This is a genomic window from Kitasatospora phosalacinea, from assembly GCF_030268885.1.
GTDB classification, from domain to species: Bacteria; Actinomycetota; Actinomycetes; order Streptomycetales; family Streptomycetaceae; genus Kitasatospora; species Kitasatospora phosalacinea_C.
Map to the genome: position 1 here is coordinate 76,589 of NZ_BSSA01000033.1, position 20,961 is coordinate 97,549.

Genomic DNA, 20,961 nt, shown 5'->3' on the forward strand with positions numbered 1-20,961 from the left:
CCGGGCCCGGCCGGTCCGTCGGCCGACCGGCCGGTGCCGCCCGGTCCGTCAGCCGCCGGGCAGGCCGGCCGGGCCGCACACCCGGCGGAGCGCCTCCAGGGGGTACGGGGTCCGCCTGCTCACGAAGCGGAACTCGCGGTAGTAGTCCGTCATCACTGCGGCGATCGGCGCGTGCCGGGCGAGGATCGCCGCGATCCGCGGCGGGATTCCCGTCGCGGGCTCCCCCCGGGCGCAGGCGCGCACGAACGCGCTGCGCTCGTCCCCCACGTACCCGTACAGGGCGGTGGTGAGCCACTGCACCAGGTGGGTGACGGTGTAGCAGCGGTCGTAGGTCCGGTGTCCGGCGAGGAAGTCGGCCTCCTCCTCGGACAGGTCGAACCGGGAGGAGAGCGCGAGGCCGTAGTCCGCGAAGAACAGGCGCTCGCCGTCGGTGAGGACGTTCTCGAAGTGGCCGTCGAGGTACAGGAGCCCGCGGGCGTTCATGAAGGCGGTTCCGGCCTCGAGTTCCTCCTCGACCATGGTGCACGCCCGCTCGGCCGTCTCCTCGTCGGCCCTGACCTGGACGTCCAGCCAGTCGTGCAGGTTCTGCGGGACGTACTCCAGGAACAGGGCGAGGCTCGCCGAGGAGTCGCGCAGCGCCTCCAGCCGGTGGCGCACCTGCGGGCTGCCGTGCCAGTAGGCGACGGTCCGGTCGATGTCGGCCAGTTCCGCGGGCAGCCCCGACCCGGAGGCCGGTAGCACCCGCCAGTGGTACATCAGCGGGAAGCCCTCGTGGTCCTGTGCGAGCACCCAGTTGGTCGTCATGGTGTGCACGGCCAGCTCCCGCCAGGCCCCCCAGCCCGGGCCGCCGGGCACCCCGAGGCCGGGGTGGCAGAAGGCGGGCAGGTCGAAGAGGTTCGCCGTGGACCGGACGTGCTCCGGCCGCTGCTCCAGATCGGTCAGCGGCAGCCGCTTGACGAAGACCGGGATCCCGTCGACCTCCAGCAAGGCCGAGGTCCCGCCGATGCCGGCCCCCATCGGTGCGGCCGTGTCCACCAGGTCGCGCAGCTGGCGGTCGCTGCGCAGCGCCAGCGACGTGGAGACGGCGCCGTAGGCCGCCAACCGCGCACCGCGCGACGCGTCGAAGCTCCCCCCGGCCACCTCCACCGGCGCACCGTCCTCTCCGGAGACCCGGGCCCGTCCACGGGGCGCACCCGCGCGGCGCACGGCCCTTCCGGACCCCCTTCGGCCGCACTGTACGTGACGGTCGGCGACGGGGCCGGGCGAACGCGGCACCCCGGCGGACCCGGCGGCGCCTCCGATCAGGGAACGGCTCTCGATCGCCATAGGTAAATGATCGACATATGGCGACAGTAGCCCTATGCTCGCTCCATGACCGACCGTCAACTCCGTGAGCCGACCAGGCTCGTGCTCACCGCGCTGGCCGACGCCCCCCGGCACGGTTACGCGATCATCCAGGAGGTGCTGGCCATCTCCGGCGGCCGCACCAGGCTCAGTACCGGCACCCTCTACACCGCGCTCGACCGGCTGCTGCACGAAGGCGCGGTCCGGATCGAGCGCGAGGAGGTGGTCGACAGCCGCCTGCGCCGCACCTTCGCCCTCACCGAGCAGGGCCAGGCCGTGCTGGCCGAAGAAGCCCGACGCCTCCGCCTGGCCGCCGCCGAGGCCGAGCGCCGACTGACCGTCGCCCGCCTGCGCCCGAACGGAGCCACCGCATGAGCACTCACGACGCACCACCGGCCGCACGCCTGCTGATGGGGCTCTACCCCCGTCGCTACCGGGCCGCCCACGGCCAGGACATCGCCGCCGTCCTCGCCGAGACCACCGAGGGCCTGAACCGGCGCGAGGTGCTCCGGGAGCACGTCGACCTCGCCGCGCACGCCCTGCGGCTGCGGCTGCGCATCGGCCCCACCGATCCGGCCGGCCGACTGCTGGCGGGCGCGGCGCCCCTCGCCCTCGCCGTCGCCGCCGGCCGCGCCCTGGCCTTCCTCCCGGCGCAGTCGTACGAAGCGGTCCACCGGATCCGCTACCCGTTCCCCGGTCTCGGCCTCGGCCACGCCGTCCTGGCGGCGGTCCTGCTGCTGGCCGACAGCCTGCCCTGGCTCCTGGCCCTCGCGTTCGCCCTCGCGGGCCGCTGGAGGGCGGCCCGCACCACCGGGGTGCTCGCCGCGCTCACCGGCGTCGGCCTCCAACTCCTGGAGCCGATGGACACCCTGTGGCGGGTCTACTGCACAGCCGTCCCGGCGATCGTCGGCGCGCTGCTCCTCCTCGCACCGACCGGCCTGGTGGACACCACGGCGCGGGGAAGGCGGGAGAGCGCCGCCCTCGCCCTGGGCATCGCGGTCCCGATGATCGCGGTGCTCCACTACGGGATCCCGCTCCTCGGCCCCCTGCTCCTGTCGGACGCCAGCACGCTCACGCTCTGGCAGTGCACGGTGGCCGCCGTGCTCCTGCTGCTGCGCCTGTCCGGGCGCCGCCCCGACGGCCTCCGGGCCGCGGGGGTGCTCCTCGCGATCCTGCCCTGGCTGACGAACCTCGCGCTCGCGGCCGCCGACAGCTCGCAGCGACTGTCCGTGGTGGCCCTGTACGGGGGAGCCTGCCTCGCCCCGTCGGCCGTCGCCGCCACCCTGGCCGCCGCGGTCCACGTCGGTCGCCGGGCCAGGACGAACGCACCGTCCCGCCCCGCCTGAGCCGACGGTGCGTGGTGGTCAGTGTGCGGGCTCCGGCTCCGTGGCTGCGCTTGACCCGCTGGGTCATGTCGCGTGACGCGCATACAACTGACCGACGCCGAGCGGGAGTTCATCGAGCCGTGCCTGCCGCCCGGCGAGCACGGCCCGTACCCGGAACGGTTGCGCAGGCAGTCGGCGCCACGACCTGGATCAAGGACCCCACCGGGAGCACACCTCGATCACGACCGAGTACGCTCCCTAGCGCCGCGCCAGCGCCGCGGCCTCCATCGCCGCCAGCACGCCGCGCAGTTGCTCGCGCAGCGTCTCGTCGTCGACCCGGCCGTCCTTGAGCCTGGTGCCCGCCTTCGGGACGGACATCGACTCCGGCAGGACGTCCGCGCCCATCATCCGCAGCGTCTCGGTGGTCCAGGCCCGGGCCCGCTCGCCGCCGGTGACGGCCGGGGAGGCGGTGACCACGGCGACCGGCTTGTCGACGAGTTCGCCCCCGCCGACCACCCACTCCAGGGCGTTCTTCAGCACGCCCGACATGCCCGCCGCGTACTCGGGGCAGGTGATCAGGACGGCGTCGGCCGCCGCCAGCCGGGCCCGGAGGTCCAGGACGGACTCCGGCGGCCCGGCCAGCTCGACGTCGTGCTCGAAGTAGGGCAGCCGGGCCAGCCCCTCGTACAGGGTGAGGGACGTCCCCGGCCCGCACAGGTCGGCGGCGGTCAGCGCCACCTGCCGGTTGAGCGATCCCGCGCGCAGGCTGCCGACGATCCCCACGAACTCCATCTGCCTCTCCCCGTTCCTCGGCGTTCCTCGGCCGTGCGTACCGGAGCACATTGTCGACCGGCCGGGCTCCGCGGATCGGCGGGGGTCCGGCGGGTGCTAGAAATCCCTGGTGGACGAGCACCCCCCGCCGGACGGACCCCCCGCTCCCCCGACCCTGCGCGTCTTCGTGGCGCTGGCCCCGCCCGACGAGGCGAAGGACGAACTCGCCCGCGCCCTGCGGCCCGCGTACGACGCGCACCCGCGGCTGCGCTGGAACCGGATCGAGGACTGGCACATCACCCTCGCTTTCCTCGGCGAACTCCCCGCCACCGCCGTGCCGCCGCTGCACGCGGCGCTGGCCGACCGCGCCGCCGGGCAGCCCGCCCTGCGGCTGGGCCTGCGCGGCGGCGGGCACTTCGACGAACGGCTGCTGTGGAGCGGCGTCGGCGGCGACCTCGACGGGCTGCACCGCCTCGCCGCCGACGTCCGCGCCCTGGTCCGCGCCCACGGCCTCGCCTTCCGCGACCGCCCCCTGCACCCCCACCTGACCCTGGCCCGCGCCCGCCGCGACGACCCCGTCGGCATCCCCGCGAGCGCCGCCGCCCTGGCCGGCTTCACCGGCCGCCCCTGGTGGACTCCCCGCCTCCACCTGGTCGGCAGCACCCCCCTCCGCGACCCCGCCCCGCTGCGCTACCGCGACCTCGACTCCTGGCCGCTGACCGTCCCGGCGGAACCGGCGAATTCCGGGTGACGGGGCGGGCCGCCCGACCGGAGAATGGCGGCCGTGACGGACCTGGACGAGAACCGGCTCCCCCGGACGACGGCGTTCCTGGCAGCACTGGACGCGGTGGCCTGGGAGGGGCTCGGCACCGCCCACCCCGGGCGGCCGGTCCGGGACGTGCCGCAGGCCCTGCGCCGGATCGCCTGCGCCGGGCCCGGTTCGACGGAGGCCGACTGCGCGGCGCTCTTCGAGCACCTGCAACCGCCCCCCGGTCGGCCCGCACCTCCCGTGGCAGCCGCCGCCCTGCCGTTCGTCGTCGCCCTCGCCGCCGATCCGCGGATCGGCGCCCGGGCCGAACTCGCCTCCCTGCTGGCCTCGTCGGACCTCTCCACCCTGAACGGGACGGACCTGGCCCGCGCCCGCGCCCTGCGCACCGACCCGGACCCGGCGGTACGGCGCGCCACCCTCCCGCCGGGGGCCTCCCCCGCCGAACTGCTGGACCGCCTGCGCACCGAACCCGACCCGGCGGTACGACTGCCAACCCTGTTCGCACTCGCTGACGCCGCGACCGCGACCGCCCCGAACGCCCGCCTCGCCGCCCTGCTGGCACCGCTGCTGGGCGGCGACGACCCGGTGCTGTGGGCCGCGGCCGTGTACGTCGCCGCCGCCCTGGACCGCGACCTGGCGGTGCGCCAACTCGACCGGCTGGTCGCGGTGTTCGCCGATCCCGCGCTCCGCGACCGGTTCGCCGAGGTCTGGTACCGGCCGCACCACGCGCTCCCCGCCGACCGCGAGGCCGCGTTCCGGTGGATCCACCGCCGCCTGGCGCACGACCCCGCCGCCCGCCTCGCCCTCCCCCTGCGGCTGCTCGCGGCGACCGACCCGTTCCAGGACGCCCCGCTGCGCCGGGAGGCCCTCGACGTGCTGTGGCGCGAGCTCCTCCAACGGCGCTCCACCGCAAGCACGTTGCTCCCGGTCGCGGGCACCCTGCTGGACGACCCGGACGGGCCGGTCCGGCTGCGGGCCGCCCACCTCCTCGCCGCCCTCGGCCCGGCCGCCGCCCCGTACACCGACCGGCTCGCCGCCCTGCTCGACGACACCGCCGACGATCCCGAACTGGGCGGCACCGTCGGCGGCTTCGCCCGCTGGGCGCTGGTCCGCACCGGCGACCCGCGCGCCCTGCCCGGCCTGGTCGAACAGCTCCGCGCCCAGGAGGAGGACGGGAGGCGCTCCTCCTTCCGCCCGAGCATCCCCCACGTCCTGGTGCCGCTCCGGGCGCAGGCGCCCGCGCTGCTCCCCGCGATCCGCGCGGCCCTGCGCGACGGCGGGCCCGACGGCGGCGCGACCCGCCCGCTCCTCACCGTGCTGCGCTGCTGGGGCGAGGACGCCCTGCCCGCCCTGCCCGAACTCCTCCCCCTGCTCGCCGACCCGCGCACCGGCTCCGACGCCCTCGCCGTCCTGAAGGCGATCGGCCCGGCCGCCGCCCCCGCCCTCCCCGCCCTCGCCACCTGCCGGGCCCACCACCCCCTCCTCGTCAGCCGGGCCGCCGCCCGCATCGGTCCGGACCGTGACGCCGAACTGCGCTCGGTCGTCGACGAGATCCGGGCCGCGCCCCCGTCCTCCCCCGGCCCGTTCGCCGAACTCACCCGCTTCGGCCGCGCCGCCGCCCCGTACGCCGACCTGGTCCGCCCCTTCTGCGGGAGCGGGACCGAGCCCTGGACCAGGCTCACCGCCACCATCACCCTCGGGTTGATCACCGGCGAGGACGCCCCGGCCGTCCGGGCCCTCGAAGGCTTCGTGCTGTCGGCCGCGGACTCCCCCGGCTTCGGCACCCTCACCCGGGCCCTGGGCGGCCTGGTCGCGATCGGCGCAATCACCCCCGCGATCCGGTCGGCCCTGTGCTCCCTGCAGCGGTCCGAGCAGCGCCTCTCCCCGCACGAGGACCACCGGGCCGTCCTCCAGGACGAGGACCTGCGCGCCCTGATCGACCGGGCCCTCGCCTGCCCGGACCACCATGCGGCGCCCCTCCCCGCGGGGTGACGGGCGTCACACCGGCCCCGTGTCACGAACGGAGCGGCAGCTTGCGTCCGGTGGTCGTCCGCGCGGCGGGCAGCCACCGACACGAGAGAGGCAGCGAACGATGGACGCGACGAGGCAGCAGCACGAGGTCCTGGTCCTGGGCGCCGGTTACGCCGGGCTCTCCGCGGCGATCCAGCTCGCGGCCCGCGCCGGGAAGCGCGGGGACCTGCGGGTGACGCTGGTGAACCCCCACGACACCTTCACCGAGCGGCTCCGGCTGCACCTGACCGCCACCGGCCAGGAGACGGCCGAGCTGAGCATCCCGGAGCTGCTGGACGGCACCGGCGCCGTCCTCGTCCGCGGCTGGGTCACCGCCCTGGACGCCGCCGCGAGGACCGTCCGGGTCGACGACGAGCGGGTCCTGCGCTACGACACCCTGGTCTACGGCCTGGGCGGCGTCGCGGACACCGCCGCCGTGCCCGGCGCGGCCGACCACGCGTACACCCTCGACGGACCGGAGGACGCCGCGCTGCTCGCCGACCGGTTGGCCCGGCTCGACGGCGGGACGGTCGTGGTCGGCGGCAGGGGCCTCACCGGCGTCGAGGCCGCCGCGGAGATCGCCGAGCAGTACCCGGCGCTCCGGGTGGTGCTGCTGGGCCGCGGGGAGCCGGGCGCGGACCTGCACCCGAGGGCCCGCGCCCACCTGGACGCGGCGCTGGCCCGGCTGGGCGTGCGGGTGCGCAGCGGCGTCGAGGTGGTGAGGGTGCTGCCGGACGGCGTCGAACTCGCGGACGGGGCCGTCGTCCCGGCGGACGCGGTGCTGTGGACCAGCGGCACCCGGGCCGCGCCGCTGGCCGCCGCCGCGGGCCTGACCGTCGACGGGCGCGGCCGGGTGGTCACCGACGGTGCGCTGCGCTCGGTCTCGCACCCTGAGGTCTACGCGGTGGGCGACGCGGCGGCGGTCCGGCAGGGCTACGGCGTGATGCACGGGACCTGCCAGGGCGGCATGCCCACCGGCGTGCACGCGGCCCGGTCGATCCTGCGGGTGCTGGCCGGCAAGGAGCCCCGGCGCTTCCGGTTCGGCTACTACCACACCCCCGTCAGCCTGGGCCGGAACGACGCCGTCGTGCAGTTCACCCATCCCGACGGCAGCCCGCGCCGGATCGTGCTGACCGGCCGGCGGGCCGCGACGTACAAGGAGGCGGTCACGGCCGCGCCGTGGCCGACCTTCGCCCGCATGAAGAAACTGCCCGCCTCGGGCGCTCTCTGGCCGCACGGCGGCCGCTACACCCGTACCAGGAGTGCCAAGTGACCCGGCCGCAGCCGACCGACCCCGACCAGCTCGCCTTCCAGCAGTACCGCACCCTGCTCTTCTCCGTCGCCTACCGCCTGCTCGGCTCCGCCGCCGACGCCGAGGACGTGGTCCAGGACGCCTGGCTCAAGTGGTCGGCGGCCGACCGGTCCGGGGTCGCCGACCCCAGGGCGTACCTGACCAGGATCGTCTCCAACCTGGCGATGGAGCAGCTCCGTTCGACCCGCCACCGGCGCGAGAGCTACGTCGGACCGTGGCTGCCGGAGCCGGTCCTCACCGGCCCGGACGCCGCCGACGGCGCCGTCGCGGCGGACTCGGTCTCCACGGCCCTGCTGCTGGTGCTGGAGACGCTGAGCCCCCTGGAGCGGGCGGTCTTCGTGCTGAAGGAGGTCTTCGCGTTCAGCCACGCGGAGATCGCGCAGGCGGTGGACCGCTCCGAGGCGGCGGTCCGGCAGACCGCGCACCGCGCCCGCGAGCACGTCCGGGCCCGGCGGCCCCGCTTCCCCGCGGACCGCGCCCGCCGGCGCGACGTCACCGAGCGCTTCCTGGCGGCGGCGACGGGCGGCGACCTCAACACCCTCATGGAGCTGCTCTCCCCGGAGGTGACGCTGTGGACCGACGGCGGCGGCAAGGTCCGCCAGGCCCTCAAGCCGGTCGTCGGCCAGGAGACCGTGGCCCGCTGGTTCGCCGCGCTCGGCTCCGCGACCTACCAGGGCGTCGGACCGGACCGGATGCGGACGGAACTCACCTCGGTCAACGGCGGCCCGGGCCTGGTCTTCCACGGCCCGGACCGGGTGATCGCCACGATGACCTTCGACTTCGACCCGGCGGGCCGCATCTGCGCCATCCACAACGTGGCCAACCCGGACAAGCTCCGCGCCGTCGCCGACGGCACCCGGCACCGGCTCTCCTGAGCCCGCCCGGCCACGGTCGGCGCCTCCGCCGCCGTGTGCGCCCGCGCGACCGCGTCAGGGAGCCGAGTCGATCTCGGCGACGAGCTCCTCGACGCGGGCGCGGACGGCGTCGCGGATGGGGCGGACGGCTTCGAGGCCCTGTCCGGCCGGGTCGTCGAGGGGCCAGTCCCGGTAGTGCTTGCCCGGGAAGAAGGGGCAGGCGTCGCCGCAGCCCATGGTGATGACGTAGTCGGAGGAGCGGACGGCCTCGGTGGTGAGGACCTTCGGCTGCTGGGCGGAGATGTCGATGCCGACCTCGGCCATCGCCGCCACGGCGGACGGGTTGACCCGGTGGCCGGGGGCCGAGCCGGCGGAGCGGACCTCCACCCGGTCACCGGCGAGGTGGGTGAGGAAGGCCGCGGCCATCTGGGAGCGGCCGGCGTTGTGGACGCAGACGAACAGCACGGAGGCGCGCGGCGCGGCGGCGGTCATGGCGGGGCGGGTCCTTCGGTGGGGGTTCGGGAAGCCGTGGAACGCATCAGCTGTGGATGATGTGAAAGTATCAGCCCATGGTGATGTCAGTCGACACTGAACTGTTGCGCGTGCTGTCCGACCCGCTCAGGCTGCGGATCGTGACCCTGCTGGCCCGCGAAACCCTGTGCACCACGCACCTGGTCGCGGAGACCGGCGCCCGCCAGACCAACCTCTCCAACCACCTCAGGGTGCTGCGGGACGCGGGCGTGGTGGACACCGAGCCGTGCGGCCGCTTCACGTACTACCGGCTGCGCCCGGAGGTGCTGGAGTCGCTGTCCGCGCAGTTCGCCGACCTCGCCGCCACCGCCCGCGCCCACGCCGACACCAAGAGGTCCTGCTGATGCCCCGCACCGCACCCGCTCCGGAGACCAGACCCGCCGAGGCCGCGGCGTCGGTCGCCGGGAAGCTCTCCTTCGTCGACCGCTACCTGGCGGTGTGGATCCTGGCCGCGATGGCCGTCGGCCTCGGACTCGGCCGCCTGGTCCCGGGGTTGAACGACGCCCTCGCCGAGGTGGAGGTGGGCGGGATCTCGCTGCCGATCGCGCTCGGCCTGCTGGTCATGATGTACCCGGTACTGGCGAAGGTCCGCTACGACCGCCTCGACGCCGTCACCGGCGACCGCAGGCTCATGGCCTCCTCGCTGGTGGTCAACTGGATCCTCGGGCCCGCGGTGATGTTCGCCCTCGCCTGGATCTTCCTGGCCGACCTGCCCGCGTACCGCACCGGTCTGATCGTCGTCGGCCTGGCCCGCTGCATCGCCATGGTGATCATCTGGAACGACCTCGCCTGCGGCGACCGCGAGGCCGCCGCCGTCCTGGTCGCGCTCAACAGCGTCTTCCAGGTCGTCATGTTCGGCGTTCTGGGCTGGTTCTACCTCGACCTGCTGCCCGGCTGGCTGGGCCTGGGTGAGGGTGAGCACCTGAATGTGTCGATGTGGAAGATCGCCCTCAACGTCGTCGTCTTCCTCGGCATCCCGCTGGTCGCCGGGTTCCTCACCCGCCGCCTCGGCGAGAAGAGGCTCGGCCGCGCCCGCTACGAGAACAACCTGCTCCCGAAGATCGGCCCTTGGGCGCTGTACGGCCTGCTGTTCACCATCGTCGTCCTCTTCGCCCTCCAGGGGAGGACGATCACCTCGCAGCCGCTGGACGTCGCCCGGATCGCCCTGCCGCTGCTCGCCTACTTCGCGCTCATGTGGTTCGGCACCTTCGCCCTCGGCAAGGGCCTGGGCCTGACCTACGACCGCACCGCCACGTTGGCCTTCACCGCCGCGGGCAACAACTTCGAACTCGCCATCGCCGTGGCCATCGGCACCTTCGGCGTCACCTCCGGCCAGGCCCTGGCGGGCGTCGTCGGCCCGCTGATCGAGGTGCCGGTGCTGATCGCCCTGGTCTACGTCTCCCTCGCCCGGCGCAGGAAGTTCCGCTCCACCACGGCGCACTGACCACCCCGGGCAGCGCCGGGACGGGCAGGGGAGGGCGGGCGGTCGCGGGAAGTCCTCCGGGGGACGGATCAGCGGTTCAGGTCGAGGAGCCGGGCCAGGGCCGCGAGGACGGACGGCTCGACGCGGTAGTACACCCAGGTGCCGCGGCGTTCGGAGGCGAGCAGTCCGGCCTCGCGGAGCTTCTTGAGGTGGTGGGAGACGGTCGGCTGGGAGACGCCGACGTCCTGGACGTCACAGACGCACGCCTCGCCGCCCGGGTGCGAGGCGACCTTCGAGAAGAGGCGCAGCCGCACCGGGTCGCCGAGCGCCTTGAACATCGCGGCCGTCTTCACCGCGTCCGCCTCGGAGAGTTCCGCCGAGGTCAGCGGCGGGCAGCAGGGCACGACCTCCGGCGCGAGGACCGGCAACTCCACCCGTGAATTCGACATATGTCTATATTGACACCCGTCAATTCCCGGTGGCAAGGTCGGAGACGACAACACATCGACGCCTGTCGAACCAGGCGGGCCGCGGCCGTCGCCGCACCGCTCGGCGCGAAGAGGAGCCCACCGCCATGACCTCCGCCCCCACCGGCCTGCCCGTTCTGGTGATCGGCGCCGGACCGATCGGCCTGGCCGCCGCCGCCCACCTGCTGGAGCGCGGCCTCGAACCGCTCGTCCTGGAGGCCGGACCGTCGGCCGCCACCGCCGTCCGCGCGTGGTCGCACGTCCGGTTGTTCTCACCGTGGGCCGAGGTCGTCGACCCGGCCGCCGAGCGGCTGCTGGTCCCCACCGGCTGGGTCCGCCCCGACGGTGCCGGGTACCCCACCGGCGGCGAGTGGGTCGCGCAGTACCTCCAGCCGCTGGCCGACGTCCTCGGCGGGCGCGTCCGCTACGACGCCCGGGTCACCGGCGTCGCCCGCGCCGGGCGGGACCGCGTCGTCGACGCCGACCGCGAGCAGCAGCCCTTCACCGTCCACGTCACCCGCGCCGACGGCCGCGAGGAGCGCCTGCCGGTGCGCGCCGTGGTCGACGCCTCCGGCACCTGGTCCACCCCGAACCCGTTGGGCGCCGACGGCCTGCCCGCCCTCGGCGAGCGCGCCGCCGCCGACCGCATCTCCTACCGCGTCCCCGACCTGAAGGACCCGGCCGTACGGGCCCGCTACGCCGGGAGGCGCACCGCCGTCGTCGGCAGCGGCGCCTCCGCGTTCACCGCCCTCGCCGCCCTCGCCGACCTGGCGAAGGCCGCGCCCGGCACCCACGCGGTGTGGGTGCTGCGCCGCGGCCTCACCGGCTCCACCTACGGCGGCGGCAGCGCCGACCGGCTCCCCGCCCGCGGGGCGCTCGGCCTCGCCGCCGAGGCCGCCGTGGACGACGGCCACGCCACCGCCCTCACCGGGTTCCGCACCGCCGCCGTCGACCGGACCGCCGACGGCAGGCTGGCGCTCGTCTCCGAGGACGGCACCCGCACCGAGGAGTTGGACGAGGTCGTCGTCCTCACCGGCCTGCGCCCCGACCTGTCCTTCCTCACCGAACTGCGCCTCGGCCTCGACGACCGCCTCCAGGCCCCGACCGCGCTCGCCCCGCTGATCGACCCCAACCAGCACTCCTGCGGCACCGTCCACCCCCACGGCGCGAACGAGCTCTCCCACCCCGAGCAGGACGTCCACCTGGTCGGCATGAAGTCCTACGGCCGCGCCCCGACCTTCCTCGCCCTGACCGGATACGAGCAGGTCCGCTCGGTGGCCGCCGCCCTCGCCGGGGACCACGAGGCCGCCGCCCGCGTCGAACTCACCCTCCCCGAAACGGGCGTCTGCGGCGGCGCCCGCCTGTACGACGAGCCCGCCGGGGAGCAGGGCGACGGCTGCTGCGGCGTTCCCGCGGCCCCGCAGCTGATCACCCTCAACGTCCCCTCGACCGGCGGATCCTGCACGCCCGGCGGCGGCTGCTGACCGCCACCGCGGACGGAGGGCTGCGTTCGGAGCCGACGCACCGGACGACTCGTCGGGGGCGTGCCGGAACATGGTGGGCGCCCCGCCCGGCGGGGGTGGCGGGGCGCGAACGTTTCAGCGGGGCGGTGGGGCCGGAACTGGGCGGACCGGGGCGGGCGGGGAGGAGTGATTGACACGTCCGAGGCCCCTTTCCACCATGGGAGCGCTCCCAAAGCGTGTCCGCACCCCCACCTGCCCGCCCGGCACCGCACGGCCGCGCGGTCGCAGGCCGCACAGTCCGGTACCCCGTCCACCCGCTCGGCTCCGCGGCGCACCCGGCCGCGGGACCGGCGCCCCACCCGGGAGGAACGACCCCCATGCTGTTCCGCAGGAGACCAGCCGGAGACCGCCGCCGTCCGCTCGGCGCGACGGCCTCGGCGGTGCTGGCCGTCGCGGCCGCGGCGCTGCCGCTGTCCGCCCCCGTCACCGCTGCCGCCGCCGACACCGCCCCCGCGGGCGACACCACGGTGACGGTGAACGCGGCCGCGGGCCTGGGCACCGTCAGCCCCAGCGCGCTCGGCGTCAACGCCGCGATCTGGGACTCGCACATGAACGACCCGGAGGTGGTGTCGCTGTACCGGGCCGCGGGGGTCGGCGCGCTGCGCTACCCCGGCGGCTCGTACGCGGACATCTACCACTGGGTCGACCACACCGCGCCGGGCGGCTACGTCGCCCCGGGCACCGGGTTCGACGCGTTCATGGGCACGGTGAAGGCGACCGGCGCGCAGCCGATCCTGATCGCCAACTACGGTTCCGGCACGGCCCAGGAGGCCGCGGACTGGGTCCGGTACGCCAACGTCACCAAGGGGTACGGGGCGAAGTACTGGGAGATCGGCAACGAGATCTACGGCAACGGCGTCTACGGCAGCGGCTGGGAGAACGACACCCACGCCGACAAGACACCGGACCAGTACGCCCGGGAGGTCAAGGCGTACGCCGCGGCGATGAAGGCCGTCGACCCGAGCGTGAAGATCGGCGCGGTGCTGACCATGCCCGGCAACTGGCCGGACGGGATCGTCGCCTCCGGTGACAGCGGCGACTGGAACCACACCGTGCTGGCGGCCGTCGCGCACGACGTCGACTTCGTCAGCGTGCACTGGTACCCGAACGCGGGCGGCGGCGGCCAGTCGCTGGCCGCGGTGCAGCAACTGCCCGGTGAGCTGCGGGAGGTGCGCAACCTGCTGGACCGGTACGCGGGCGCCGACTCGGCGAAGATCGGCATCGCGATGACCGAGGTGAACTCCGACTCCGGCAACGGCGCGCTGACCAGCCGTCCGAACGGCCTGTTCGCGGCCGAGGCGATGAGCACCGCGCTGGAGAACGGCGTCTTCAGCGTCGACTGGTGGGACACCCACAACGGCGTCGGCCCGATCACCACCGTCAACGGCGAGACCGACTACGGCGACATGGGCCTGCTCTCCAGCGGCGGCTGCAACGGCAGCGTCTGCGAGCCGGCCGTGAACACCCCGTTCGCGCCGTACCACGGCATCAAGGCGCTGGGCGCGCTCAGCGACCCGGGCGACACCATGCTGGCCTCCGCGGCCTCCGGCTCCGAGGTCTCCTCGCACGCGGTGCTGCGGGCCGACGGCGACCTCAGCGTGCTGCTGCTGAACAAGAGTTCCAGCACCGCGCACACCGTGGACCTGCGCTACCAGGGCTTCACCGCGGACGGCTCGGCCCCCGTCGTGCAGCGCTGGGCGCCCGGCGACGACGGCTTGGTCGACGCGACCGGCACCGCCACCGCCGCGTCCGCGACCCTCGCCCCGTACTCGATCACCGTGCTGACCGTGCACCCGAAGCCCGGCACCGGCCCGTCCTCGGCGACCGTCGGCGCGCCCGGCACGCCGAGCACCACCTCGGTCGGCGCCAACACCGTCGCGCTGAGCTGGCCGGCCGCCACCGGTGCGGTGGACCGCTACGAGGTGTACGAGCAGCTCGGCGCCACCGTCCAGCTGCTGGGCTCCTCCACCGGCACCTCCGCCACCCTCTACAACCTGCCGCCCGGCTCCCGGCACACCGTCAACGTGCTGGCCCGCGACCAGGCCGGGCACCTCTCCCGCCCGTCCGTCCCGCTGACCTTCACCACCGGCACCCCCGGCGACAGCACCTGCACCGTCACGTACCAGGTCACCGCGGGCTGGGGCAACGGCTTCGTCGCCAGCGTCGTGGTGAGCAACCTCGGCCCGGCCGACCTCAACGGCTGGACGCTGGACTTCGACTGGCCCTCCACCGGGCAGTCCGTCGGCTCCTGGTGGAACGCGAACGTCACCGGCACCGGCCAGCACGTCCGGGTCACCAACGGCGACCACAACGGCCACCTGGTGCCGAACGGCGGCAACTCGGCGGACTTCGGCTTCGTCGGCAACAACAACGGCGCCAACCCGTCCCCGACGGTCTTCCGCCTGAACGGGACGGTCTGCCGCACCGTCAGCTGACCGCAGCACCGCACGACCGGGCGCGGGCCCGGCGAGGAGGCGCCCTGCTCCTCGCCGGGCCCGCGCCCGCGCGCGTTCAGGGCTGCGGGGTCCAGGCGGCGACGAGGTCGAGCAGGCCGGGGAAGCGCGCGTTCAGGTCGTCGACCCGGACCTGGCTGCGGCGTTCGAGGCCGTACTGCCGCTGGCGGGTGACGCCGGCCTCGCGCAGCGCCTTGAAGTGGTGGGTGAGCGAGGACTTGGGGCGGTCGAGGCCGAACCAGTGGCAGGAGTGGTCGAACTCCTCGGACTCCAGCAGGAGCTTGCGGACGATGGTCAGCCGCAGCGAGGAGCTCAGCGCGCCCATCACCTCCTCCAGCCGCAGGTCCGCGACGGACGGCTCGGGGAGCGGCTCGGGCAGGTCGGGCGGCTCCGGGAGGGTCTTGAAGGCGGCTGGCATGGGCGGTTCCTCGTCTCTCCGTGCTGCTCCGGGCGTCCGGATCCCGTTCAGTACGACTCCAATCGTACTGGATGCTAAGTTCGACTCGACTCGTACTGACGGGAGCCGACAGGCAGATCAGGGGGTACTCCCATGTCCGGAACCGGGCTCAGCACCGGGAAGACGGTCACCAGGCGCGCGGGGGCGGGGGCGGAGGTGCCGCTGCGGTGGGTGTGGCTGGCGGCCTGGCCGATCACCGCCGTCTTCGTGCTGTCGAACGCGGCGACCCCGCTGTACGCGCTGTGGCAGCGCGACCTCGGGTTCTCCAGGGGCACCCTGACCGTGGTGTTCGCCTGCTACGTCGTCGGGCTGCTCGGCTCGCTGCTGGTCTCCGGCGTGCTCTCCGACCGGATCGGGCGCCGACCGGTGCTGCTCCCGGCGCTGGGCCTGGCCCTCGCCGCCTGCCTGGTCTTCGCGACGGCCGGGAGCGTGGCCGCGCTGGTCGTGGCGCGCCTGTTCACCGGGGTCGCGGTGGGCGCGGTGGTCTCGGCGGGCATGGCCGCGGTCACCGACGTCGCGGGGCCGGGGCGCCGGCGGACGGCCGCGCTGCTGGCCTCCTGCGCGATGGTCCTCGGCGCCGGGCTCGGACCACTGCTGGCGGGGGCGCTCTCGGAGCTGGCGCCGGGGCCGACGGTCACCGTGTTCGCGGTCGAGGCCGTGCTGTTGGCGAGCGCCGTCGCGGTGGTGCTGCGGATGCCCCTGCACCGCCCGGCGCCCGACGACGCGACCCGGAGCGCGAACGGCGGTACGGCCGACGGTACGGGCCGGGGCCCGGGCAGCGGTACGGGCAGCGGTGCGGGCGGCTGGATCCGGGTGCCGCGGGTGCCGCGCGGTCGCGGGCGCCAACTCGCCCTGGGCGTCGCGGTGTTCGCCCCGGGCCTCACCGCCACCTCGTTCGTGCTCTCACTCGGCCCGTCCCTGCTCTCCGGCCTGCTGGGCACCACCAGCCGGATCGTCGCGGGCGCGACCGCCTTCGCGATGTTCCTCACCGCCACCGGCGTGCAGTTCGCCGTCCGGCGGCTGGGTCGCCGCGCGATCCTGACGGCCGGGGCCGCGGGCACCGCCCTGGGCATGCTGGCCCTGGCCGTCGCGGTGCGCTCCGGATCGGCCCCGGCGCTGGTCGCCGCCGCCCTGCTGGCCGGGGCCGGGCAGGGGCTGGGGCAGCTGGGCGGCCTGTCCCTGCTCAACTCCGCCGTCCCGCCGCGCCGCCTCGCCGAGGCCAACGCCGCCCTGAACGTGGGCGGTTACCTCCCGGCCGGCCTGCTCCCCGTCTCGGCGGGCTACCTCAGCGACGCGGTCGGTCTGACCACGGGCACCACCGCCTTCGCCGCCGCCCTCGCCGCCCTGGCGCTCCTCGGCGCCGCCCTGGTCCTGGCCGCCCCGCGCAACGCCACCGACCCGCGCAGCGCCACCGACCCGCGCAGCACCACCGCCCCGTCCTGACGCGCCGTCAGCCCGTCCGCCTCCCGGGCCCGGCCTCAGGCTCCCGGGAGGCGGTCGAGCAGGGCGGTGAAGTCGGTGGCCGGGGCGAGGGTGCCGAAGGCCAGGCCGTGGTCGCCCGCCAGCCGGGAGGCGCAGAAGGCGTCGGCGACGGCGGCGGGGGCGTGGCGGACCAGCAGGGCGCCCTGGAGCACCAGTGCGGCGCGTTCGATGACCCGGCGGGCGCCGGGTTGGGCGTCCGCGGTGGGGCGGAGTCCGGCGCGCAGGTCGCGCCAGGCGGCGTCGAGGCGGGGGTCGGCGCCCGCGGCGAGGTCGATCTCGGCGGCGAAGGCGTCGAGCGTCTCGGGTTCGCGGGCCAGGGCGCGCTGGAGGTCGAGGGCGGTGACGTTGCCGGAGCCCTCCCAGATGCTGTTGAGCGGGGCCTCGCGGTAGAGCCGGGGCAGGCCGGAGGCTTCGTCGTAGCCGTTGCCGCCGAGGCACTCCAACGCTTCGGCGACGGCGGCGGGTTGGCGCTTGCACACCCAGTACTTGGCGACGGCGGTGGCGATCCGCAGGAAGGCGCGTTCGGCGGCGTCGCCGCGCTGGGCGCGGTCGGCGGCTCCGGCCAGGCGCAGGGCGAGGGTGGTGGCGGCCTCGGATTCGAGCGACAGGTCGGCGAGGACGTTGCGCATCAGCGGCTGGTCGATCAGCAGGGCGCCGAAGGCGGCCCGGTGGCGGGCGTGGTGGGCGGCCTGGGCGAGGGCGGCGCGGGTGCCCGCGGCGGAGCCGAGGACGCAGTCGAGCCGGGTCATGGTGACCATCTCGATGATGGTGCGCACGCCCTTGCCCTCGGTGCCGACCAGCCAGGCCACGGTGTCGTCGAACTCGGGTTCGCTGCTGGCGTTGGCGCGGTTGCCGAGCTTGTCCTTGAGGCGCTGGATGCGGAAGGTGTTGCGTTCGCCGTCGGGCAGCACCCGCGGCACCAGGAAGCAGGACAGGCCGCCGGGCGCCTGGGCGAGGACCAGGAACAGGTCGTTCATCGGCGCGCTGGTGAACCACTTGTGGCCGCGCAGCCGCCAGCTGCCGTCGGGCTGCGGGGTGGCGGTGGTGGTGTTGGCGCGGACGTCGCTGCCGCCCTGCTTCTCGGTCATCCCCATCCCGGCGAGCAGTCCGCGCTTGCCCGCGGGGGCGCGCAGGCCGGGGTCGTACGTCCGGCTGGTGAGCAACGGCTCGTAGACGGCGGCGAGTTCGGGGGCGTGGCGGAGCGCGGGGACGACGGCGTACGTCATGGAGACGGGGCAGAGGTGGCCGGGTTCGAGGGTGGTGGCGACCATGAAGCCGGCGGCGCGGGCGACGTGGGCGCCGGGGCGGGGGTCGGCCCAGGCGGCTCCGGCCAGTCCGGCGCCGACCGAGAGGTCCATCAGGTGGTGGTAGGCGGGGTGGAACTCGACCTCGTCGACGCGGTGGCCGTAGCGGTCGTGGGTGCGCAGTTCGGGTTCGTGGCGGTTGGCCTGGTCGGCCCAGTGCTGGGCCCGTTCGCTGCCGGCCAGGCGGCCGAGGCGGTGCAGTTCCTCGCGGTGCCAGCCGGCGCCCTCGCGGTCGAGGCCCTCCAGCAGGACGGCGTCCCGGGCGACGTCGTGGCCGGTCAGCGGCGGTGCCTGGTTGGTGACCTGGTGGGTGACGGCGGTGGGGTGGCTGGCGGGCACGGGGGCCTCCGGAGGGGGTGGGGGTGGGGTGTCAGCTGCGGGGGGCACCGGCGCAGCGCAGGGCCAGCGCGGTGAGGTCGGCGAGCAGGGCGTCGGTGTCGGCGTCCCCGGGCCCGCCCAGCGGGTCGACCAGGACCTCGCCGATGGCGCCGGTGAGCGCGGCGGCGGTGATCTCGCCGTTCTGGGCGGGCAGGGCGCCGGTGGCGACGCCCTCGTGGACCACCTCGGCGAACAGGGCGCGGTAGCGGCGGCGGAAGGCGAGGCGTTCGGCGCCGACGGCGGGTTCGGCGGGGGCGGCGAGCAGGGCGTGGGCGAGGCCGCGGTTCTCCAGGGCGCGGCGGGCGAACACCTCGACACCGCGGGCGAGCCGTTCGACCGGGTCGCCGGGGCCGTGCAGGACCTCGCCGAGCACCTCGACCTCGCGTCCGGCGGCGCGCCGGAACACCTCGACGGCGAGCGCCGCCTTGGACGGGAAGTGCTGGTACACCGATCCGGCGGCGATCCCCGCGGCGTCGGCGACGGCGGTCACGGACGCCTGCGACCAGCCGACCTCGGCGACGACCCGGGTGGCGCAGCCGACCAGGTGCTCCCTGGCGGCGGTGAGCCGGTGGATCTCGGCGGGGGTCTTCCGGTAGGCCATGAAAGAAGTGAACCACCGTTCATAGCTTCCGCCAAGGGGCCCCACCGGCCCGGCACGTCGGGAGGACGCGGCGCGCCCCGGCGCCGGACGGACGGCGGTTCGCCGCGGCGCCGGACGGACGGCGGTTCGCCGCGGTGGTCACCCGGTCGTTACAGCGTCACAGTCTGGGAACGGGCCCTCGCGGACCCCTGTCCTGAGGGGTGCGGGGGCTGTCACAGTGGGCCGGTCGCAGGGCCGCGGGGGCCTGGCGGGAATGGGGTCGGGGCTGATGAGGGGACGTCTGGCGGGCGTGCTGTTGGCGCTGGTGCTGGTGGGGGGCGGGGGTGTGGCGGCCGCGGGGACGGCGGAGGCGGCGGTGCCCCGGGCGGCTGCGGCTTCGACCCAGGTGGTGGCGGGCGGGCCGCAGGGGGACGTGGCGGGGACGGTCGGCGGCGGGGCCCGGGCCGCGGACGGGCAGCGGGTGCGGGAGGCCGTGCCGTTGGCGAAGAGCTCGGCGAAGAAGAAAAAGAAGAAGAAGTCCAAGGGCGCCCTGATCGGCTTCCTGCTGGTGTCGGTGCTGGTCGTGGTGGTCGTGGCGGTGCTGGTGTGGCTGGTGGTCCGGCGGATGCGCCGGTCCTGAGGCCGGGTGCGCCGGTGCGGGGCGACTCCGTGTCGGAGCGGCCCGCCGGGGGCGTTCCCTGATGGACTGTCGGGCGTGTCCGCTCGTGGCGGCAGGGCCGCAGGAGAAGCAGGGCGTGCGCCCGTCGACAGCCTCCCCGGGGAGTGCGACGGGGGCGCGACGCCGCTGACGCGCGCGGTGGCGCTGGCGGGTGCGGTGCTGCTGTACGGGCTCGTCGTGGGCCTGCAGTACGGGACGGCCACCTGGCACCTGCCGTCCGTGCTGGTGGCGGTGCCGGCGGTGGTCGCGCTGGCCTTCGGGCCGCCGGTGATCGTCGGGGCGGCGGCCGTCGCGGTGGGCACCCGCTGGGTGTTCACCGGCTCCGAGCCGGGCCGCACCGGGGCGGCGGTGGGGACCACCGCGGTGATCCTCGGCATCGCGGTGCTCGGCTGTTTCGTGGTGCGCCGCCGGGAGCGGGCGGCGGCCCGGCTGGTGAGCGTCGCGACGGTCGCCGAGACGGCGCAGCGGGCGGTGCTGCGGCCGCTGCCCGCCGCGGTCGGGCCGTACGCGGTCGCCGCGGCGTACCGGGCGGCCGCCCGGTACGCCCGGATCGGCGGGGACCTGTACGCGGTGGCGGACACCCCGTCCGGGCTGCGCACGCTGATCGGTGACGTGCGCGGGAAGGGCCTGGACGCGGTGGCCACCGCCGCGGTGGTGCTGGGCGCCTTCCACGAGGCCGTGCTGGACGCGCCGTCGCTGGGCGCCCTCGCCGGGCGGCTCGACACCAGCCTGCGCCGCTACCTGACCGATCCGGAGTCCTTCGTCACGGCGTTCCTGCTGGAGGCCGCCTCCGACGGCACCGTGCGCGGGCTGTCCTGCGGGCACCCGGCGCCGCTGCTGCTGCACGGTGCGGCCGTCCGCGAGCTGCCGGTGCGGCCGGGCCTGCCGCTGGGGCTGCGCGACGGGGAGGCGCCCCCGGGCGCGTCCGCGGAGGCGCCCGTCACGCACCTGGCGCCGGGCGACACCCTGCTGCTGTACACCGACGGCCTCGCCGAGGCCCGCGACCGCAGCGGTGCGTTCTACCCGCTGCCCGCCCGGCTGGCCGCCTGCGCGGGCCTGCCGCCGCAGGAGCTGGTCGACCGGCTGCAGCAGGACGCCCACGCGTTCGCGGGCGGCACCGAGGACGACGCGGCCCTGCTCGCCCTGACCTGGCACCTGCGTCCCCCCGCCGACTGAGAAAGTGTGGGGTAATTGGCTAGCTACTGATCGTTGAGGTCGTCGGCGAGGCGGCGGGCTGCTTCGGTCTCGATGGGGCCGCGTGGTTCGATCTCCTCGCCGGCGAGGCGGGCGGCCATGAGG

20 protein-coding genes are annotated in these 20,961 nt (G+C 75.4%); 13 read left to right on the forward strand and 7 right to left on the reverse strand.

Annotated features, from left to right (window positions below; genetic code table 11):
- Positions 1 to 48: 48 nt before the first annotated feature.
- Positions 49 to 1,146 carry a protein kinase family protein gene (locus tag QSK52_RS32985; RefSeq protein ID WP_435053421.1) on the reverse strand — a complete coding sequence of 366 codons (1,098 nt, stop codon included), beginning with the start codon at positions 1,144 to 1,146 and terminating at the stop codon, positions 49 to 51.
- 225 nt (positions 1,147 to 1,371) lie between these two features.
- On the opposite strand from QSK52_RS32985, the gene QSK52_RS32990 reads away from it, so the two are divergent.
- Both QSK52_RS32990 and QSK52_RS32995 read left to right on the forward strand, forming a co-directional pair.
- Positions 1,372 to 1,719, forward strand: coding sequence for a PadR family transcriptional regulator (locus QSK52_RS32990; RefSeq protein WP_285739908.1), 348 nt, complete (start codon positions 1,372 to 1,374; stop codon positions 1,717 to 1,719).
- The gene (locus tag QSK52_RS32995) at positions 1,716 to 2,690 is read left to right on the forward strand and encodes a hypothetical protein (RefSeq protein ID WP_285739909.1); all 975 of its coding nucleotides are present in this window, start codon (positions 1,716 to 1,718) and stop codon (positions 2,688 to 2,690) included. The genes QSK52_RS32990 and QSK52_RS32995 overlap by 4 nt, the downstream gene beginning before the upstream one ends.
- 237 nt (positions 2,691 to 2,927) lie before the next feature.
- Here the strand turns inward: QSK52_RS32995 and QSK52_RS33000 are convergent, their stop codons facing one another.
- Positions 2,928 to 3,461, reverse strand: coding sequence for an NADPH-dependent FMN reductase (locus QSK52_RS33000; RefSeq protein ID WP_285739910.1), 534 nt, complete (start codon positions 3,459 to 3,461; stop codon positions 2,928 to 2,930).
- A 109-nt stretch (positions 3,462 to 3,570) separates the two neighbouring features.
- On the opposite strand from QSK52_RS33000, the gene thpR reads away from it, so the two are divergent.
- The 4 genes from thpR to QSK52_RS33020 all read left to right on the forward strand — a co-directional run bounded on the left by thpR (position 3,571) and on the right by QSK52_RS33020 (position 8,406).
- A complete protein-coding gene (gene thpR, locus QSK52_RS33005) occupies positions 3,571 to 4,191 on the forward strand; it encodes an RNA 2',3'-cyclic phosphodiesterase (RefSeq protein ID WP_285739911.1) in 621 nt (206 codons plus the stop codon).
- A gap of 33 nt (positions 4,192 to 4,224) precedes the next feature.
- A complete protein-coding gene (locus QSK52_RS33010; protein WP_285739912.1) occupies positions 4,225 to 6,201 on the forward strand; it encodes a hypothetical protein in 1,977 nt (658 codons plus the stop codon).
- 100 nt (positions 6,202 to 6,301) lie between these two features.
- Positions 6,302 to 7,492 (forward strand): NAD(P)/FAD-dependent oxidoreductase, encoded by a 1,191-nt coding sequence (locus QSK52_RS33015; protein ID WP_285739913.1) that lies wholly within the window; start codon positions 6,302 to 6,304, stop codon positions 7,490 to 7,492.
- The gene (locus tag QSK52_RS33020) at positions 7,489 to 8,406 is read left to right on the forward strand and encodes an RNA polymerase sigma-70 factor (protein WP_285739914.1); all 918 of its coding nucleotides are present in this window, start codon (positions 7,489 to 7,491) and stop codon (positions 8,404 to 8,406) included. The genes QSK52_RS33015 and QSK52_RS33020 overlap by 4 nt, the downstream gene beginning before the upstream one ends.
- Before the next feature lie 54 nt (positions 8,407 to 8,460).
- Here the strand turns inward: QSK52_RS33020 and QSK52_RS33025 are convergent, their stop codons facing one another.
- Positions 8,461 to 8,877, reverse strand: coding sequence for an arsenate reductase ArsC (locus tag QSK52_RS33025; protein WP_285739915.1), 417 nt, complete (start codon positions 8,875 to 8,877; stop codon positions 8,461 to 8,463).
- 77 nt (positions 8,878 to 8,954) lie between these two features.
- Here QSK52_RS33025 and QSK52_RS33030 point away from each other — a divergent pair, with 77 nt between their 5' ends.
- Both QSK52_RS33030 and arsB read left to right on the forward strand, forming a co-directional pair.
- Positions 8,955 to 9,260, forward strand: a complete 306-nt coding sequence (locus tag QSK52_RS33030) for an ArsR/SmtB family transcription factor (RefSeq protein WP_285739916.1) — start codon at positions 8,955 to 8,957, stop codon at positions 9,258 to 9,260.
- Positions 9,260 to 10,360 (forward strand): ACR3 family arsenite efflux transporter, encoded by a 1,101-nt coding sequence (gene arsB, locus QSK52_RS33035; protein WP_285739917.1) that lies wholly within the window; start codon positions 9,260 to 9,262, stop codon positions 10,358 to 10,360. Before QSK52_RS33030 ends, arsB begins: the two co-directional genes overlap by 1 nt.
- 68 nt (positions 10,361 to 10,428) lie before the next feature.
- On the opposite strand, the gene QSK52_RS33040 is transcribed toward arsB, so the two are convergent.
- Positions 10,429 to 10,788 carry an ArsR/SmtB family transcription factor gene (locus QSK52_RS33040; protein ID WP_285739918.1) on the reverse strand — a complete coding sequence of 120 codons (360 nt, stop codon included), beginning with the start codon at positions 10,786 to 10,788 and terminating at the stop codon, positions 10,429 to 10,431.
- 125 nt (positions 10,789 to 10,913) lie between these two features.
- Here QSK52_RS33040 and QSK52_RS33045 point away from each other — a divergent pair, with 125 nt between their 5' ends.
- Both QSK52_RS33045 and QSK52_RS33050 read left to right on the forward strand, forming a co-directional pair.
- A complete protein-coding gene (locus tag QSK52_RS33045) occupies positions 10,914 to 12,290 on the forward strand; it encodes an NAD(P)-binding domain-containing protein (protein ID WP_285739919.1) in 1,377 nt (458 codons plus the stop codon).
- Positions 12,291 to 12,646: 356 nt separating this feature from the next.
- Positions 12,647 to 14,764 carry a cellulose binding domain-containing protein gene (locus QSK52_RS33050; RefSeq protein ID WP_285739920.1) on the forward strand — a complete coding sequence of 706 codons (2,118 nt, stop codon included), beginning with the start codon at positions 12,647 to 12,649 and terminating at the stop codon, positions 14,762 to 14,764.
- A 76-nt stretch (positions 14,765 to 14,840) separates the two neighbouring features.
- Here the strand turns inward: QSK52_RS33050 and QSK52_RS33055 are convergent, their stop codons facing one another.
- Positions 14,841 to 15,200 (reverse strand): ArsR/SmtB family transcription factor, encoded by a 360-nt coding sequence (locus tag QSK52_RS33055; RefSeq protein WP_285739921.1) that lies wholly within the window; start codon positions 15,198 to 15,200, stop codon positions 14,841 to 14,843.
- Positions 15,201 to 15,332: 132 nt separating this feature from the next.
- On the opposite strand from QSK52_RS33055, the gene QSK52_RS33060 reads away from it, so the two are divergent.
- Complete coding sequence (locus QSK52_RS33060) at positions 15,333 to 16,682, forward strand: MFS transporter (protein WP_285739922.1); 1,350 nt, start codon at positions 15,333 to 15,335, stop codon at positions 16,680 to 16,682.
- Positions 16,683 to 16,717: 35 nt separating this feature from the next.
- Here the strand turns inward: QSK52_RS33060 and QSK52_RS33065 are convergent, their stop codons facing one another.
- Together QSK52_RS33065 and QSK52_RS33070 are read right to left on the reverse strand one after the other, a co-directional pair.
- Complete coding sequence (locus tag QSK52_RS33065; protein WP_285739923.1) at positions 16,718 to 18,364, reverse strand: acyl-CoA dehydrogenase family protein; 1,647 nt, start codon at positions 18,362 to 18,364, stop codon at positions 16,718 to 16,720.
- 31 nt (positions 18,365 to 18,395) lie between these two features.
- Positions 18,396 to 19,004: a TetR/AcrR family transcriptional regulator gene (locus QSK52_RS33070; protein WP_285739924.1), complete on the reverse strand. Its 609-nt coding sequence runs from the start codon at positions 19,002 to 19,004 to the stop codon at positions 18,396 to 18,398.
- 268 nt (positions 19,005 to 19,272) lie between these two features.
- On the opposite strand from QSK52_RS33070, the gene QSK52_RS33075 reads away from it, so the two are divergent.
- Both QSK52_RS33075 and QSK52_RS33080 read left to right on the forward strand, forming a co-directional pair.
- The gene (locus QSK52_RS33075) at positions 19,273 to 19,623 is read left to right on the forward strand and encodes a hypothetical protein (RefSeq protein WP_285739925.1); all 351 of its coding nucleotides are present in this window, start codon (positions 19,273 to 19,275) and stop codon (positions 19,621 to 19,623) included.
- Between the two features lie 75 nt (positions 19,624 to 19,698).
- Entirely contained in the window at positions 19,699 to 20,838 is a 1,140-nt protein-coding gene (locus tag QSK52_RS33080) for a PP2C family protein-serine/threonine phosphatase (protein ID WP_285739926.1), read from the forward strand.
- The last annotated feature ends 123 nt before the right edge of the window (positions 20,839 to 20,961 follow it).

Excerpts from the sequence above, each read along its gene's own strand:
- QSK52_RS32990 (WP_285739908.1), top strand. The coding sequence starts at position 1,372 with ATGACCGACCGTCAACTCCGTGAGCCGACCAGGCTCGTGCTCACCGCG.
- QSK52_RS32995 (WP_285739909.1), top strand. The coding sequence starts at position 1,716 with ATGAGCACTCACGACGCACCACCGGCCGCACGCCTGCTGATGGGGCTC.
- QSK52_RS33000 (WP_285739910.1), bottom strand. The coding sequence starts at position 3,461 with ATGGAGTTCGTGGGGATCGTCGGCAGCCTGCGCGCGGGATCGCTCAAC.
- QSK52_RS33015 (WP_285739913.1), top strand. The coding sequence starts at position 6,302 with ATGGACGCGACGAGGCAGCAGCACGAGGTCCTGGTCCTGGGCGCCGGT.
- QSK52_RS33025 (WP_285739915.1), bottom strand. The coding sequence starts at position 8,877 with ATGACCGCCGCCGCGCCGCGCGCCTCCGTGCTGTTCGTCTGCGTCCAC.
- QSK52_RS33030 (WP_285739916.1), top strand. The coding sequence starts at position 8,955 with ATGGTGATGTCAGTCGACACTGAACTGTTGCGCGTGCTGTCCGACCCG.
- arsB (WP_285739917.1), top strand. The coding sequence starts at position 9,260 with ATGCCCCGCACCGCACCCGCTCCGGAGACCAGACCCGCCGAGGCCGCG.
- QSK52_RS33040 (WP_285739918.1), bottom strand. The coding sequence starts at position 10,788 with ATGTCGAATTCACGGGTGGAGTTGCCGGTCCTCGCGCCGGAGGTCGTG.
- QSK52_RS33045 (WP_285739919.1), top strand. The coding sequence starts at position 10,914 with ATGACCTCCGCCCCCACCGGCCTGCCCGTTCTGGTGATCGGCGCCGGA.
- QSK52_RS33050 (WP_285739920.1), top strand. The coding sequence starts at position 12,647 with ATGCTGTTCCGCAGGAGACCAGCCGGAGACCGCCGCCGTCCGCTCGGC.
- QSK52_RS33055 (WP_285739921.1), bottom strand. The coding sequence starts at position 15,200 with ATGCCAGCCGCCTTCAAGACCCTCCCGGAGCCGCCCGACCTGCCCGAG.
- QSK52_RS33060 (WP_285739922.1), top strand. The coding sequence starts at position 15,333 with ATGTCCGGAACCGGGCTCAGCACCGGGAAGACGGTCACCAGGCGCGCG.
- QSK52_RS33070 (WP_285739924.1), bottom strand. The coding sequence starts at position 19,004 with ATGGCCTACCGGAAGACCCCCGCCGAGATCCACCGGCTCACCGCCGCC.
- QSK52_RS33075 (WP_285739925.1), top strand. The coding sequence starts at position 19,273 with ATGAGGGGACGTCTGGCGGGCGTGCTGTTGGCGCTGGTGCTGGTGGGG.